This window comes from Brevundimonas sp. DW-iso22 (assembly GCF_058725425.1).
Map to the genome: position 1 here is coordinate 129,417 of NZ_JBZXEB010000008.1, position 13,970 is coordinate 143,386.

The following is a 13,970-nucleotide window of genomic DNA, read 5'->3' on the forward strand; positions in this document are numbered from 1 at the left end:
CTTGAGATCGTCGTCAGACAGGGCAAGCCGCGCGCCCGCCCTTCCGCCTGTCGCAATCATGGCATATGAGCGCACCTGAAATGAACGCATTGATCCAGAAAATCGGCAGCGTGCTAGTCATGGTGGTCTGCGCTTCGGCACTGACGGCCTGTGCGTCGTCGTTCAACCCCCGCACGGACGAGACTTCGCCGATTGCTGCAAGGGTTCAGGCTCTGGTCGATGCGAATCGCGAATATCCGCGCTGGGCCGACTTTCCGAAGACGGATCAGCCTGCCCCAACCCCCACCGCCATTGCCGCAGAGGTCAATACGCTGCGGGTCACGCAGGGAGCCTTGGCGGGTGAAGTCGCCCGGATCGACTGGACACTGCCCGGCGATTCGGCGGCGTTCGCCGAGGCGCTGCGGGCGAGGGTGGCGGCCACTGCCGTCGCGCCGGCGACCCAGCAGACCCAGGCCGAAATCGATGAATACCTGCGCCGTGCCCGCGAACGCGGCCGTGCGCCACCGCCCATCACGCGCCGCCAATAGCTCACTGATCGACGCGCTCGCCCGGATCGGAGAATCCGGCGATCATCCCCCAAGGAGATACGCCCATGGCCGATCTGGCCCCTTACGCCGCCACTCTGGCCTACGATGCAGCGCGCGTGACCGAACTGGCGGCCATCGCCTCCTGGTCCCAGATCGGACGCGGTGACGAGAAGCACGCGGACCAACTGGCGGTCGACGCCATGCGCACGGCCCTGAACAGCCTCGACATAGACGGCAAGATCGTCATCGGCGAGGGCGAGCGCGACGAAGCCCCTATGCTCTATATCGGCGAAAAGGTCGGGACCGGCAAAGGTCCGGCCATCGACATCGCGCTGGACCCGCTGGAAGGCACCACCCTGACGGCCAAGGCCATGGCCAATGCCCTGACGGTGCTTTCGATGTCGCCCGGCGGCGGCATGCTGCATGCGCCCGACACCTATATGGACAAGATCGCCATCGGCCCCGGATTTGCGCCCGGAACGGTCGATCTGGACATGAAGCCGGGTGACAATGTCCGCTCGCTGGCCTCGGCCAAGGGCGTGCGCCCGGAAGACATCACCGTCTGCGTCATGGACCGTCCGCGCCACGCCGAGCTGATCGCCGCCCTGCGCGAGGTCGGGGCCAAGGTCATGCTGATCACCGACGGCGATGTGGCCGGCGTGATCCACACCGCCGAGCCGGAGACCGGCATCGACCTGTATCTGGGCTCCGGCGGAGCACCGGAAGGTGTGCTGGCCGCCTCGGCGCTGAAATGCGTGGGCGGGCATTTCCAAGGGCGACTGATCTTCCGCAATGACGAGGAGCGGGCACGGGCCAATCGTACGGGCGTGACCGACTTCGACCGCAAATACGATCTGCATGAGCTGGTGTCCAAGGACGCCATCTTTGCGGCGACTGGCGTGACCAAGGGGGCCATGCTGGACGGGGTACAGATGAAGGACGGCTTCGTCTCGACCCATACGCTGGTTATGGATTCCTCGACCCGCACGGTCCAGCGCATCCGCACGATCCGTCCGCTCTGATGGCCGACGGGGCGGGCCAGCCTGCGTTTCTGGGCATATCCCGCTCGCTCTCGGGCCGGGCCTGGCGGCAGAGGCCGGCCGAGCCAGGGCTGATCCGGGCGCACATGCAGGCTCTGGGTCTGGATGAACCGCTGGCGCGGGCACTGGCGTCGCGCGGGGTGCTGGCCGATCAGGGCGCAAACTTCCTGAACCCCACGCTGAAGGCACTGTTTCCTGATCCGTCCAGCTTCACGGACATGGACGTGGCGGCTCAGGTCATCGTCGAGGCCTTGCAGGCCGGTCAGTCGATTCATGTGTTCGCCGACTATGACGTCGACGGCGCATCCAGCGCGGCCCTGCTGGTCCGTTGGTTCCGGGCCTTGGGGACTGACCTGCCCATCTATGTGCCGGACCGCCTGACCGAAGGGTACGGGCCCAGCGCCAAGGCGTTCGACACCTTGAAGGCGTCCGGTGCCGATCTGGTCATTACTGTGGACTGCGGCGCGGCGGCCAATGAGGCGGTGGCCCACGCGGCGTCGATCGGGCTGAGGGTCGTCGTCATCGACCATCACATGATGCGCGAGCATCCGCCGGTCTGTGCCGCCGTGGTCAATCCGAACCGGCCCGGTGACACCTCGGGCCAGGGCAATCTGGCGGCGGCGGGCGTGGTGTTCGTGCTTCTGGCTGCGTTGAACCGCGAAGGGCGGAGCAAGGGCCTGTTCCAGGATCGCAAGGAGCCGGACATCCGCCAATGGCTGGATCTGGCGGCCATGGGGGCGATCTGTGATGTAACCGGCCTGACTGGGTTCAACCGGGCCCTGACCAGTCTTGGGCTGCGCGTCATGTCCGACTGGGGCAATCCGGGCTTGCGGGCTTTACTGGCTGCGGCGGGAGCCGAGCCAGGTCCCGCCAAGTCGAACCACGCAGGCTTCATCCTGGGGCCGCGAATCAATGCTGGCGGTCGGATCGGCAAGTCGGACCTGGGGGCGCGGCTGCTATCGACCGATGACGAGGCTGAGGCTTCGGCTTTGGCGGCAGAGCTCCATACGCTGAACATCAAGCGACGCGAAGTTGAGCGCCTGGTGACCGAGGAGGCCACGCGGCGTGTCGAGGCCACGGGGGCGCACGACGATGGTTCTGCGGTCGTGGTCATCGAGGGTGCGGACTGGCATCCCGGCGTAGTCGGGATCGTGGCCGGCCGTCTGCGCGAACGCTGGCGCAAGCCCGTGGTGGTGATTGGCGTCGATGCGATCAACGGCATCGGCAAGGGCTCGGGGCGTTCGCAAACGGGCATGAATCTGGGGCGGGCTATTCAGGCGGCCTGGAACGAGGGTGTGCTGATCGCGGGCGGTGGCCATGCGATGGCTGCGGGCCTGACGGTGCGCGTCGACGATATCGGGCGTCTGAGAGATTTCCTGAACGACCGCATGGCGGGCGAGCAGGCGCATGCCGAGGCATTGGACGGTGTGGAAATCGACGCCCTTATCGAGCCCGGTGCGGCGACGCGCGTCCTGTTCGAGCAGTTTGAGCAACTGGCTCCCTTCGGTCCGGCCAATCCAGAGCCTTTGTTCGCGCTGTCGCATGTCGCAGCCCGAGATGCTGTGGCCATGACGGGCAGACATGTCAGGTGCCGCCTGGTCGGGGCGGACGGAGCCTCGGTCAAGGCCATCGCCTGGCGCTGTTCGGACCTGCCGACAGGTCAGGCGCTGCTGTCGGGGCAGGGCGGGTTGAGTGTCGTAGGTCGCCTCAAGGCGGACGACTGGAACGGCCGAAAGGGTGTTCAGTTCGAGGTCGAGGACGTCGCTGATCCGCGGATGAATTAATCGGCCATCGGCGCTTGCATCCCCGAATGTCGGCGGCTATATCGCCGCTTCCCCGCGCAGCGGTCCCTTCGTCTATCGGTTAGGACGTCAGGTTTTCAACCTGAAGAGAGGGGTTCGACTCCCCTAGGGACTGCCAGCGCGGGGCATTCCATCTCCTGAGACCTGAGAACGGACTTCCCTGATCAGGGTGCCCCGGCCTATGATATCTGCTCATGGGTTGCACTGTGGTGCCAGGGTGAAACAGCCGTGCGCCGCGCCCGATGGAAGCTCACGCCAACACAAATAAATTTGCATCGGCTTCTCCCGACCAGCGTTTTTTCTCTTTTCCTGAGTTCACAGAACCGTGTTAAACGGAACTCGTCCGTAAGGTTAAGCGGGCGGAGGGGTGGCTGTGTCGGACTACGAGGGCGTTGAGACGGGTGCGGTGGCGATTGTTCGTGTCATCGGTCACGTGAAGTGGTTCGATCCGGGTAAGGGATATGGCTTCATCGTGCCTGATGATTCCGGTCTGACCGAAGATCGTGACGTTCTGCTGCACGTCACCAGCCTGCGTGACAAGGGTTTCGAGACGGCAGGAGAGGGGGCACCGATAGTTTGTGACTGTACACGTCGCCCCAAGGGTTGGCAGGTCACCGAGGTGCATGAGCTTGGCGAAGGCGAAGGCCCCACTCAGCCCCTACGTCGATCCGCCTACGACGGCATTCGCCAGCATCCTGCTGCACTGACGGTGGACGACGCCAGCACCGCCGGTATGGAAGTAGCCGTCGTCAAATGGTTCAATCGCACGAAGGGCTATGGTTTCGTGGTGCGAAACAACGAGCCAGGAGATATCTTCGTGCACGTCGAGACCTTGCGGCGCTGCGGACTGGATGATCTGTTGCCGGGCGAAGCCGTCGCGGTGCGGTTCGCCGACGGGCCAAAGGGCCTGGTGGTTGCGGAAATCAGACCGGGCGGTTGATCATGACCGCCCTATGAGGGTGTGAGTCTATGTCGAATCGTCGTGGGTTTCTGAGCGGTCTGGCGGCAGGCGTCGTCAGTCTGACGTTGTTGTCCGGCTGCGCAGGCGCGGGCACGCCCAAGGATGCACAGGGCAATCCACTCGAGCCTCTGACGGTCGTGACCAGTTCCGGTGAGCACCGCTTCATGGTCGAGATCGCTGACGACGATGCAGAACGCCAGCGCGGCATGATGGGGCGTCCACCTTTGGCGGATGACAGAGGCATGCTGTTTCAGTTTCCGGATGTCGCAGAGCGCGCCTTCTGGATGCACAATACGCCCTCTTCGCTGGACATCATCTACATCGATCCGCGCGGCGTGATCGTTTCGATCGCTCCGAATGCGCCGCCCAACAGCGATGCGCTGATCCCTTCGAACGGTCCTGCCAGCGGCGTTCTGGAACTACGTGCGGGTCGCGCTTCCGAGATTGGGGCCAAGGCTGGAGATAGGGTCCGACACCCATTCTTTGCCGAATAAGCGATTTGCTGCGTTGCGGCGCAGGCTCGAGTGTGTCACATCCCGCCGCCGGAGTGTAGCGCAGCCTGGTAGCGCATCTGGTTTGGGACCAGAGGGTCGGAGGTTCGAATCCTCTCACTCCGACCATTTTTTGGGGACGCTAACGCTCGGCTCGCGGAGCCTCGCTGCTTGAGCGTCCCGAATGGCGCTGATCAAGAGCCGAGGTTCCTCATGCTGGCCCGCATCTATCGTCCCGCCAAGACCGCCATGCAGTCGGGCAAGGCCAAGACCCTGAGCTGGCGCCTGGAGTTCGAGCCCGCCTCGGCGCGGACCATTGATCCCCTCATGGGCTGGACCAGTTCCGACGACATGAACGGTCAGGTTCGTCTGACCTTCGACAGTGCCGAGGAGGCTGTGGCCTATGCCGAGCGCCATGGCATTCCTTTCCGCTTGCATGAGCCGCAAGAGCCGCCGGTGATCATCAAGGCCTACGCCGACAACTTCGCCACTTTCCGCAAGCAGCCCTGGACGCATTGATCAGAGGGTGGCTATCGCTCGGCGTCTCGCTGCTTGAGCCGAGTTTTCTTTTGCGGCTACCGCGCTTTGCGCTACTTGAGCCGCGAGAGCGCCCATAGCTCAACCGGATAGAGCACCCGCCTTCTAAGCGGGATGTTGCAGGTTCGAGTCCTGCTGGGCGCGCCAACTTGGCCATAGGGAACGAAGACGTCTGGGGCGGCTTTCCCGGTCATGCCGCGCTACTTCTTTGACACCACATCAGAACGAACACCCGTCGATGCCGACGGGGAGACCTTGCCCAACGACGCGGCCGCCTGCGCCAGTGCCGTGGCCAGCCTGGCGGAGTTGCTGCCGGGCGAAGCCTCGAAACTGATTGGAGGTGGTGTCTTCGGCCTGACGGTGGCGCGTGAGGACGGGACTGTCTTCTACCGGATAGAAGCGGTCGCCACGGCGGTGTAGAATATTAGGCGCGGTCGGTGTAGCGCATGGGTGTCATGCTACGGTGGCGCTGGGGACCGGATACAAGATATGGCCAGCGTATTGAGCGCGGATAACAGCGGCAATGGTCTGCTGGAATCTATGGACGAGGCGGATCAGATCGCGCTGGAGCCGCATCTGCGCCGCATGAAGGTCGAAAAAGATCAGGTCCTGATCGAGCAGGAATCGCGTATTCGCGAAGTGCATTTTCCGGTCGCCACAGAGTTGTCCAATCTCATGGCCTTCAGCGACGGACGCGAGGTCGAGATTTCGACGGTCGGATCGGAAGGCGTTTCCGGCTTGGCCGCCTTCCTGGCCGAGGCTCCGTGTGCGTGGCGGGTGACCGTGCGTGAAGGCGACACCATCATCGCCCTGTCCGCAGCAGCGCTGAGGAAACAGGTGGGCGAGAGCCCCCGCCTGCTGAAGCGTCTGATGCTGCTGACCCACGATAATCAGTCCCAGGGGGCCCAGAATGCCGCCTGCAATGCGATCCACGACAGCACATCTCGACTGGCCCGATGGATATTGACGCTATGCGACAGGACCGGCCGGGACGCACTTGAGCTGACCCAGGAAGAAATGTCGGTCATGCTAGGCGTGCAGCGCACGACTGTGTCGGCCGGTGCTGCGGAGCTGAAACGTCAGGGTGCCATCTCCTACGCACGTGGTGCCCTGCGCGTCGAAAATCGGCGGCGCCTCGAGGGTGCGGCCTGTGAATGCTACATGATTCAGAAGACGCGAACCGAGAGACTGGGTCTGGCACCCGGTCAGGATATGCTTGAACCCGAGGACTAAATGCCTCGTGGCGGTTGATACCGACGGCGCGAACGCTTCTAAAGGGCCGACGAGGGTCAGTACGACGGTGAAACGGACATGCAGCCAGTGAAGGCAGGCAAGGCAGCGATCACAGGTGTGATCTTGGCCCTGGGTCTTGGCTTGGCCGGTTGTGATCTGTTCGGCGGTGGCGAAACGGCGGACGATACAGCCCCTGCGACCGAGACCAGCACCGTCGCTCCCGAATTCGCCAGCCCGACGCTGGCCGCGATCAAGGCGAGGGGCCGCTTGAATTGCGGCGTCCACGAGGGCCTGGTCGGTTTCGCCTATACGGACAATCGCGGTCAGTGGCAGGGCTTCGACGTCGACTTCTGTCGCGCCTTGGCCGCAGCCGTGCTGGGCGATGCCAACGCCGTGCGATTCGTGCCCGTGTCCAATGCCCAAAGGTTCGAAGCTTTGCGCAGCGGCCGCGCCGATGTCCTCTGGCGCGAAACGTCCTGGACCCTGTCGCGCGAGGCTGAGGAAGGCGTGCGGTTCGCGGGCGTCAACTATTACGACGGTCAGGGCTTCATGGTGCGACGGGCGCTGACCCTGACCAGCGCGCAGGAACTGAATACGGCCCGCGTCTGCGTTCAGCGGGCTTCGACCTCCGAAGGCAATGTGGCTGACTGGTTCCGCGCACGTGGCCTGGAGTACCGCAAGGTCGAGGCGGTGAGTGCCGAGGCGGCGGCGGCGGCCTATGGGCGTGAGGAATGTGATGCCCTGAGCGCCGACATCTCGGCCCTGGCGGCGGCGCGAACGACGCTGGCCAGCCCTGACCAGCACATGATCCTGCCGGACGTCATCTCGAAGGAGCCACTGGGGCCGGCCGTCAAGCGCGGTGACGAGGCCTGGACCTCTGTCGTGCGCTGGACGTTGAATGCCTTGATCACGGCCGAGGAACTGGGCGTCACGTCCGAGACCGTGGATGCCCAGATCGAGGAAGCGACCGATCCGCGTATTCGCCGCCTGCTGGGCGTTGAAGGCGAACTGGGCGCGACGCTGGGTCTGTCCGATGACTGGGCCGCACGCGCCATCAAGGCGCGCGGCAACTATGGCGAAATCTTTGCCAGAAACATCGGCGCGGATTCTCCGCTCGACCTTGAGCGGGGGCTTAACGCACAATGGAACGCTAGGCCGGGCGGCCTGATCTACGCCCTGCCCATTCGATGACAGCGCCCGATCAACGGGCCGGGGGATATATGGAAGCGACCAAAAAAGGCGGACTGCCGCTTCACTGGCTGATGCTGATCGGCTTTGTGGTCGGGCTGGGAGGCGGTCTGGCCGTCAATATGCTGGTGGGTCCGGAAACGGAATGGGTCGTCTGGGTGACGACCAACATCACCGGACCGGCGGGGCAGATCTTCCTGCGCCTGCTGTTCATGCTGGTGATCCCGCTGCTGTTTTCGGCCCTTGTGGTCGGGGTGGCAGAGATGGGCGACCTGAAATCGCTGGGACGTGCGGGTTGGAAAACTCTGGCGCTGACAATCCTGATGTCCGGCATCGCCGTGATAATCGGACTGGTGATGGTCAATGTCTTCCAGCCGGGCGCGGGCGTCGATCGCATCCTGGCCGACCAGCTACTGGCACAAGGTGCCGAAGGGGCCGGCAATATCGTCGACAACGCGCCCGAGAGCATCCAGCTGGGCCAGTTCTTCCTTGAACTGATCCCGTCGAACGTCTTCACGGCCGCTGCCGAAAATCAAATCCTGCCGGTCATGGTGTTCGCCCTGATCTTCGGCATCGGCCTGGTCATGGCCAAGAGCCCGGCGACCGATCGCCTCCAGCAGACCATCGAGGGCATCCTCGAGGTCACGATGAAGCTGATCAATCTGGTCATCAAACTGGCCCCGTTCGCCATCGCCTTCCTGATGTTCAACCTGGCGGCGCTGTTCGGGTGGGAGCTGCTGGTTCGGCTGGCGGCCTTCACCGGCGTGGCCGTGGGCGCGATGGCGATCCACATGTTCGTGGTCTATCCGACGATCGTCTGGACCCTGGGCAAGCGGTCGCCGTTGGCCTTCTTCCGGGGTATCCGCGAGCCCATGGTGGTGGCCTTTTCGACGGCCTCGTCCAACGCCACCCTGCCAGTGGCGCTCAAGGCGGCAGACGAGCAGCTGGGCCTGCCGCGCAAGATCGCGCGCTTCGTCCTGACGGTCGGGGCCACCGCAAACCAGAACGGCACGGCCCTCTTCGAAGGGGTGACCGTGCTGTTCCTGGCCCAGTTCTTCGGCATCGAGCTGAGCCTGTTCCAGCAGTTCGTGGTCATGCTGGTCTGCATCCTCGGCGGGATCGGGACGGCAGGAGTTCCTGCCGGGTCGCTGCCGGTCGTGGCAATGATTCTGGTCATGGTTGGCGTGCCCGCCGAGGGCATCGGTCTGGTGCTGGGCGTGGACCGCTTCCTGGACATGTGCCGGACCACGTTGAACGTCACGGGCGATCTGGTACTGGCGACGGTCGTGTCGCGTGGCGAAGACGATGTGCCGATCCAGCCCGGCGACGACGTGCCCGTGGCACCGCCGGCCTAGGTCAACCGGTCTGGATCGGGGTGTCCGACCGGGCACCCCATTCGGCCCAGGACCCGTCGTACAGGCGGCTGTCGGAGCCGAGTTCCGCCAGGGCCAGGCTCAAGACAGCGGCGGTGACGCCGGAGCCGCAGGTCGTGACGATAGGACGGCCGAGGTCCACTCCGGCATGCTGGAAGGCCTCAGCCAGAGCCTCGCCCCGCTTCAGGCGACCGGCATCGTCGAGGACCGACTTCATGGGCAGATTCAGCGCGCCGGGCATGTGACCCGGGCGCAGTCCGGCGCGCGGTTCTGGCGTCTGGCCCGCGAAGCGGGCGGCGGATCGGGCATCGACCACCTGGGTATCGCCGGTGAGGGCGGCCATGACTGTCGGGACATCTGCGACGGCGTCAGAGGCCAAGGTGGCGCGGAAGGTCGCGGGAGCTGGTTTTGGCGGGGTGCCGGTTTCGACGGGGCGACTCTCGGCCTGCCAGGCAGGAAGCCCGCCGTCGAGCACAAAGACGTTGGCCGTGCCCATCACCTGGAATGTCCACCAGACGCGGGCCGCGGAGAACAAACCGACGGTGTCGTAGACCACAATGGTGTCGGTCTCTGCGATGCCTAAGCTACCGGCCGCTTCGGCAAAGGCTGCGGCAGTCGGCAGCATGTGCGGCAGGTCCGAGGTGTGGTCTGAGACGGCTTCGAGATCGAAGAAGACCGAGCCGGGAATGCGCGCGGCCTCGAAATCGGCGCGGGCGTCGCGACCGTCCAGGTGCCAGGAGCCATCGACGATCCGCAGCGTAGGATCATTAAAGCGGGCAGCGAGTGCGGTGGCGGAGATCAGGGGAGAGGCCATTGGCCAAGACTAGCACGGACGACACGGGGGCGGGCAGGGGAACGCTGCGGCTGGTGTTGGGCGATCAGTTGTCTGACGGACTGTCCGCGCTGGAGGGGCTGGACGCCAAGCGTGACGTCGTCCTGATGGCCGAGGTGCGCGACGAGGCCACCTATGTGAAGCATCACAAGCAGAAGATCGCCCTGACATTTGCCGCCATGCGCAGCTTTTCGCTGCGACTGGAGGGCCGGGGCGTGACCGTGCGCTATGTGCGGATCGACGATCCCGACAACAGCCATTCTATCGTCGGAGAACTCCATCGCGCTCTGGATGATCACCGGTTCGAGGCCGTGGCCATTACCGAATGCGGCGAGTGGCGGCTGGCCGAGGCGCTTGCGGCCTTTGCGGGCGTGGCGCGGGTGCCGGTGGATATCCGCGAGGACCGACGCTTCATCTGCTCGCACGACCGGTTCCGGCGCTGGGCCTCGGGCAAGTCTTCCCTGCGCATGGAGTTCTTCTATCGCGAGGTGCGGCGCGAGACCGGCATCCTTATGGATGGAAAACAGCCGGAGGGCGGGCAGTGGAATTATGACGCCGAGAACCGCAAGAAACTGACCAAGGGCCTGCGGCCGCCGAAGCGGCTGCGGACGGTGCCAGACGCGGTGGCGCAAGGGGCTATCGCGGATGTGGCACGGCTGTTCCCCGACCACTTCGGTGATCTGGACGGCTTCGGCTGGCCGACCAAGGCGGAGCAGGCCGAGGTCGTCGTCGCCGATTTTCTGGAGAAGGTGCTGCCGTCCTTCGGGGACTGGCAGGATGCGATGGCCGAGGGCGAGCCATGGATGTGGCACGGCCTGATCTCGACCTCGATCAACCTGGGACTGGTCGATCCACTGGACGTGTGCCGGCGGGCGGAGGCGGTTTACCGGGCGGGCAAGGCCCCGCTGAATGCGGTAGAGGGCTTCATCCGCCAGATCATCGGCTGGCGGGAGTTCGTGCGCGGCATCTACTGGCTGAAGGTGCCGGAGTATCGGATGCGCAACTTCCTGGATGCGGACAGGGCCTTGCCGTGGTTCTTCTGGTCCGGAGAGACCGACATGGCCTGCGTGGCCGATGTCGTCGAGACGACGCGGGCCAATGCCTATGCCCACCATATCCAGCGGCTGATGGTGACCGGCAATCTGGCCATGCTGCTGGGGGTGCATCCGGACGCGGTCGATGACTGGTACATGACCGTCTACGCCGATGCCTATGAGTGGGTCGAGATGCCCAATACGCGAGGCATGGCGACCTTCGCCGACGGCGGGATCGTGGGCTCCAAACCCTATGCGGCCTCGGGGGCCTATATCGACCGGATGAGCGACTATTGCGGCCCGTGCCGCTATGATGTGAAGGCCAAGACGGGCGAGGGGGCATGCCCTTTCAACCGGCTGTACTGGGGCTTTCTTGAACGAAACCGGGGACGGCTGCGGGACAATGTCCGACTGGCCATGCCCTACCGCACGCTGGAAAACTTTGGCGAAGAAAAGCGCAAGGCCCTACTGGACGAGGCCGAGACCTGCCGGACCACGCTGGGCGCGGTCCCGATCGACTAGGGCTCCGGGTCGTCCTTGTTGGACACGGTCTTCAGGGCCGCCAGCGCGCGCGCGCGGCCTTCAGCGTGGTCCACGATCGGACGCGGGTAGTCGTGACCTAGACGCAGGCCGATCTCGCGCAGCACCTCGGGCGGGGCCGTCCGGGGAGAATGCAGCCATTTGTCAGGCACGCGGCGCACCTCCGGCACCCAGCGCCGGACATACGTCCCGTCGGCGTCGAACTTCTCGCCCTGGGTGATGGGGTTGAAGATGCGGAAATAGGGGGCGGCGTCCGCGCCTGACCCCGCGACCCACTGCCAGTTCTGGACGTTGGAAGCCAAATCGGCATCCACCAGCGTGTCCCAGAACCAGGCCTCGCCCTCGCGCCAGTCGATCAGCAGGTGCTTGATCAGAAAGGACGCCACGATCATGCGTACGCGGTTGTGCATGATGCCCGTGGCCCAAAGCTCGCGCATGCCGGCATCCACAATTGGATAGCCAGTCTGGCCGGTCTGCCAGGCCTTCAGGGCTTTGGCATCCTTGCGCCAGGGCATGGCGTCGTATTCGGGCCGGAAGGCTTGGGTCGTAATCTGGGGGAAGGCGGCCAGCAGGTGGGCCGAAAACTCGCGCCAGACGACTTCAGAAATGAATTTCTCGGCCTCCTTGCCAGCGGCCTTGCTGTCCCGGGCTGTCTCCACGACCCGCCACGGACTGATTTCGCCGAAATGCAGGTGAGGGGACAGACGACTGGTCCCCGCCTTGCCCGGCAGGTCGCGGTCGCGGCTGTAGGTCTTTGCTGCCGTGCTCAGAAAGGCATCCAGCGCTGCCTTGGCTCCGGCCTCGCCCGGCGTGCCGGTAAAGCCCCCGGACCAGTCGGGACGCGTCGGGTGTAGCCCCCAGTCGTCGATGTCGTCTGAGGCGACGTCAGTCAGGGCCTTGATCTGCCGAGGGATCGCGACATGCGCCGGCGGTGTCGCCTCGGCCAGCAGGGCTTTCATGAACGGCGTGAAGACCTTGTACGGCTGGCCCGAGCCGTTCAGCACCTTTCCCGGCGTGCACAGCAACGTCCCGTTGAAGCCCTTGCACTCGATATCGTCGGCCTGAAGGCTGTGGGCGATGTCGGCGTCGCGGGCGAAGGCATCGGGCTCGAACAACCGGTTCATGTAGACCGACTCGGCCCCCGTCTGATCGATCAAACGACGCAGTTCCGATTCGCTGTCGCCGCGTCGCAGGATCAGTTCAGCACCATGCTTCTTCAGCGAAGCCGCCAGCGCACGCAGAGACTTGTCCAGCCACCACAGCGAGGCCGCGCCCATGGGCCGGACGCGGCTGCCCTGATCGAGGATGTAGACCGACAGGACGGGACGACCGCTCTTCACCGCATGGCCCAGTGCCGGATTGTCCGCCAGACGCAGGTCCTGACGGAACCACAGGATGACGGGGCTGTCGTCGGCCTTGGTGGTCATGCGGTCGCGCTCCATGATAGCTTGCGAACACCAACGTCCGACGCCACCTGATCGCCGCATAGGTGCGTCAGTTGCGCCGTCTCTCCAAGCCGAAAGTCCATGCCCGTGTCAAAGCCCAACGCCATCATCGACATCAAGGACGGCCTGACCCGCCCCGTCTCCATCGGTGGCGGCCAGCGGATCGTCTTCATCGCCGGCCCGTGCCAGCTGGAAAGCCGTCAGCATGCGCTGGAGATGGCCCATGCGCTGAAGGAGATCGGCGAGCGGTTGAACGTCGGGATCATCTACAAGACCAGCTTCGACAAGGCGAACCGGACCAGTGCCACCGCCGCCCGCGGGTTCGGACTGGAAGGCTCCCTGCCGATCTTCGCCGAAATCCGCGAGGTCACGGGCCTGCCGGTCCTGACCGACGTCCACACCGAAGATCATTGCCGCATCGCTGCCCAGGCCGTGGACATCCTGCAGATTCCGGCCTTCCTCAGCCGCCAGACCGACCTGCTGCTGGCCGCCGCCGCGACGGGCAAGGCGATCAACATCAAGAAGGGTCAGTTCCTCGCCCCCTGGGACATGAAGAATGTGATCGCCAAGGTGGTGGGTGCAGGGAACCCCAACGTCATGGCCTGCGAGCGGGGAGCCAGCTTCGGCTACAACACCCTGGTGTCGGACATGCGGGCCCTGCCGATCCTGCGCGACATCGGTTGTCCGGTCGTGTTCGACGCGACCCACAGTGTGCAGCAGCCGGGCGGGCAGGGGACCTCCTCGGGCGGTCAGCGCGAGTTCGTGCCCGTCCTGGCACGCGCCGCCGTTGCAGTCGGTGTGGACGCCGTCTTCATGGAGACGCACCAGGACCCGGACAATGCCCCGTCGGACGGGCCGAATATGGTGCCGCTGGATCAGTTCGAAGCCCTGGCCGCCGAGCTGATCGCCTATGATGACCTGACCAAGAGCCGGATGGCGAAAGCGGCGTGAATCCGATAGGCCGTAA

At 64.8% G+C, this 13,970-nt stretch carries 14 protein-coding genes and 3 tRNA genes; 15 read left to right on the plus strand and 2 right to left on the minus strand.

Annotated elements, in window-relative coordinates; genetic code table 11:
- Positions 1–80 precede the first annotated feature (80 nt).
- The 13 genes from AC4PRM_RS14500 to AC4PRM_RS14560 all read left to right on the plus strand — a co-directional run bounded on the left by AC4PRM_RS14500 (position 81) and on the right by AC4PRM_RS14560 (position 9,134).
- Complete coding sequence (locus AC4PRM_RS14500) at positions 81–527, plus strand: hypothetical protein (protein WP_373258057.1); 447 nt, start codon at positions 81–83, stop codon at positions 525–527.
- 65 nt (positions 528–592) lie between these two features.
- The gene (gene glpX / locus AC4PRM_RS14505) at positions 593–1,549 is read left to right on the plus strand and encodes a class II fructose-bisphosphatase (protein WP_492040395.1); all 957 of its coding nucleotides are present in this window, start codon (positions 593–595) and stop codon (positions 1,547–1,549) included.
- Positions 1,549–3,351, plus strand: coding sequence for a single-stranded-DNA-specific exonuclease RecJ (gene recJ / locus AC4PRM_RS14510; protein ID WP_492040396.1), 1,803 nt, complete (start codon positions 1,549–1,551; stop codon positions 3,349–3,351). Before glpX ends, recJ begins: the two co-directional genes overlap by 1 nt.
- A 61-nt stretch (positions 3,352–3,412) precedes the next feature.
- Positions 3,413–3,487 (plus strand) — tRNA-Glu (locus tag AC4PRM_RS14515).
- Between the two features lie 255 nt (positions 3,488–3,742).
- Positions 3,743–4,309 carry a cold-shock protein gene (locus tag AC4PRM_RS14520; RefSeq protein ID WP_492040476.1) on the plus strand — a complete coding sequence of 189 codons (567 nt, stop codon included), beginning with the start codon at positions 3,743–3,745 and terminating at the stop codon, positions 4,307–4,309.
- Positions 4,310–4,338: 29 nt separating this feature from the next.
- Entirely contained in the window at positions 4,339–4,824 is a 486-nt protein-coding gene (locus AC4PRM_RS14525; RefSeq protein ID WP_487922284.1) for a DUF192 domain-containing protein, read from the plus strand.
- 49 nt (positions 4,825–4,873) lie between these two features.
- Positions 4,874–4,950, plus strand: a tRNA-Pro gene (locus AC4PRM_RS14530).
- Between the two features lie 84 nt (positions 4,951–5,034).
- Positions 5,035–5,340, plus strand: a complete 306-nt coding sequence (locus tag AC4PRM_RS14535) for an ETC complex I subunit (protein WP_373258052.1) — start codon at positions 5,035–5,037, stop codon at positions 5,338–5,340.
- Positions 5,341–5,428: 88 nt separating this feature from the next.
- A tRNA-Arg gene (locus AC4PRM_RS14540) sits at positions 5,429–5,505 on the plus strand.
- 45 nt (positions 5,506–5,550) lie between these two features.
- Positions 5,551–5,778 (plus strand): DUF6894 family protein, encoded by a 228-nt coding sequence (locus AC4PRM_RS14545; RefSeq protein ID WP_373258051.1) that lies wholly within the window; start codon positions 5,551–5,553, stop codon positions 5,776–5,778.
- Between the two features lie 69 nt (positions 5,779–5,847).
- Positions 5,848–6,591 carry a Crp/Fnr family transcriptional regulator gene (locus tag AC4PRM_RS14550; protein ID WP_373258050.1) on the plus strand — a complete coding sequence of 248 codons (744 nt, stop codon included), beginning with the start codon at positions 5,848–5,850 and terminating at the stop codon, positions 6,589–6,591.
- 78 nt (positions 6,592–6,669) lie between these two features.
- Positions 6,670–7,782, plus strand: coding sequence for an amino acid ABC transporter substrate-binding protein (locus AC4PRM_RS14555; protein ID WP_492040397.1), 1,113 nt, complete (start codon positions 6,670–6,672; stop codon positions 7,780–7,782).
- A 29-nt stretch (positions 7,783–7,811) separates the two neighbouring features.
- Positions 7,812–9,134, plus strand: coding sequence for a dicarboxylate/amino acid:cation symporter (locus AC4PRM_RS14560; RefSeq protein WP_373258048.1), 1,323 nt, complete (start codon positions 7,812–7,814; stop codon positions 9,132–9,134).
- Between the two features lies 1 nt (position 9,135).
- Here the strand turns inward: AC4PRM_RS14560 and sseA are convergent, their stop codons facing one another.
- Positions 9,136–9,966: a 3-mercaptopyruvate sulfurtransferase gene (sseA, locus tag AC4PRM_RS14565; protein WP_492040398.1), complete on the minus strand. Its 831-nt coding sequence runs from the start codon at positions 9,964–9,966 to the stop codon at positions 9,136–9,138.
- Between sseA and AC4PRM_RS14570 the strand changes: the two genes are divergently transcribed.
- Positions 9,966–11,540 carry a cryptochrome/photolyase family protein gene (locus tag AC4PRM_RS14570; protein ID WP_492040399.1) on the plus strand — a complete coding sequence of 525 codons (1,575 nt, stop codon included), beginning with the start codon at positions 9,966–9,968 and terminating at the stop codon, positions 11,538–11,540. The genes sseA and AC4PRM_RS14570 overlap by 1 nt on opposite strands.
- On the opposite strand, the gene AC4PRM_RS14575 is transcribed toward AC4PRM_RS14570, so the two are convergent.
- Complete coding sequence (locus tag AC4PRM_RS14575; RefSeq protein ID WP_492040400.1) at positions 11,537–12,985, minus strand: cryptochrome/photolyase family protein; 1,449 nt, start codon at positions 12,983–12,985, stop codon at positions 11,537–11,539. The genes AC4PRM_RS14570 and AC4PRM_RS14575 overlap by 4 nt on opposite strands.
- Before the next feature lie 99 nt (positions 12,986–13,084).
- Here AC4PRM_RS14575 and kdsA point away from each other — a divergent pair, with 99 nt between their 5' ends.
- The gene (kdsA, locus tag AC4PRM_RS14580) at positions 13,085–13,954 is read left to right on the plus strand and encodes a 3-deoxy-8-phosphooctulonate synthase (RefSeq protein WP_492040401.1); all 870 of its coding nucleotides are present in this window, start codon (positions 13,085–13,087) and stop codon (positions 13,952–13,954) included.
- Positions 13,955–13,970 lie beyond the last annotated feature (16 nt).

Coding starts and splice junctions, on each gene's coding strand:
- AC4PRM_RS14575 (WP_492040400.1), bottom strand. CDS start 12,985: ATGACCACCAAGGCCGACGACAGCCCCGTCATCCTGTGGTTCCGTCAG.
- AC4PRM_RS14555 (WP_492040397.1), top strand. CDS start 6,670: ATGCAGCCAGTGAAGGCAGGCAAGGCAGCGATCACAGGTGTGATCTTG.
- AC4PRM_RS14550 (WP_373258050.1), top strand. CDS start 5,848: ATGGCCAGCGTATTGAGCGCGGATAACAGCGGCAATGGTCTGCTGGAA.
- AC4PRM_RS14545 (WP_373258051.1), top strand. CDS start 5,551: ATGCCGCGCTACTTCTTTGACACCACATCAGAACGAACACCCGTCGAT.
- AC4PRM_RS14560 (WP_373258048.1), top strand. CDS start 7,812: ATGGAAGCGACCAAAAAAGGCGGACTGCCGCTTCACTGGCTGATGCTG.
- sseA (WP_492040398.1), bottom strand. CDS start 9,966: ATGGCCTCTCCCCTGATCTCCGCCACCGCACTCGCTGCCCGCTTTAAT.
- glpX (WP_492040395.1), top strand. CDS start 593: ATGGCCGATCTGGCCCCTTACGCCGCCACTCTGGCCTACGATGCAGCG.
- AC4PRM_RS14535 (WP_373258052.1), top strand. CDS start 5,035: ATGCTGGCCCGCATCTATCGTCCCGCCAAGACCGCCATGCAGTCGGGC.
- kdsA (WP_492040401.1), top strand. CDS start 13,085: ATGCCCGTGTCAAAGCCCAACGCCATCATCGACATCAAGGACGGCCTG.
- AC4PRM_RS14500 (WP_373258057.1), top strand. CDS start 81: ATGAACGCATTGATCCAGAAAATCGGCAGCGTGCTAGTCATGGTGGTC.
- AC4PRM_RS14525 (WP_487922284.1), top strand. CDS start 4,339: ATGTCGAATCGTCGTGGGTTTCTGAGCGGTCTGGCGGCAGGCGTCGTC.
- recJ (WP_492040396.1), top strand. CDS start 1,549: ATGGCCGACGGGGCGGGCCAGCCTGCGTTTCTGGGCATATCCCGCTCG.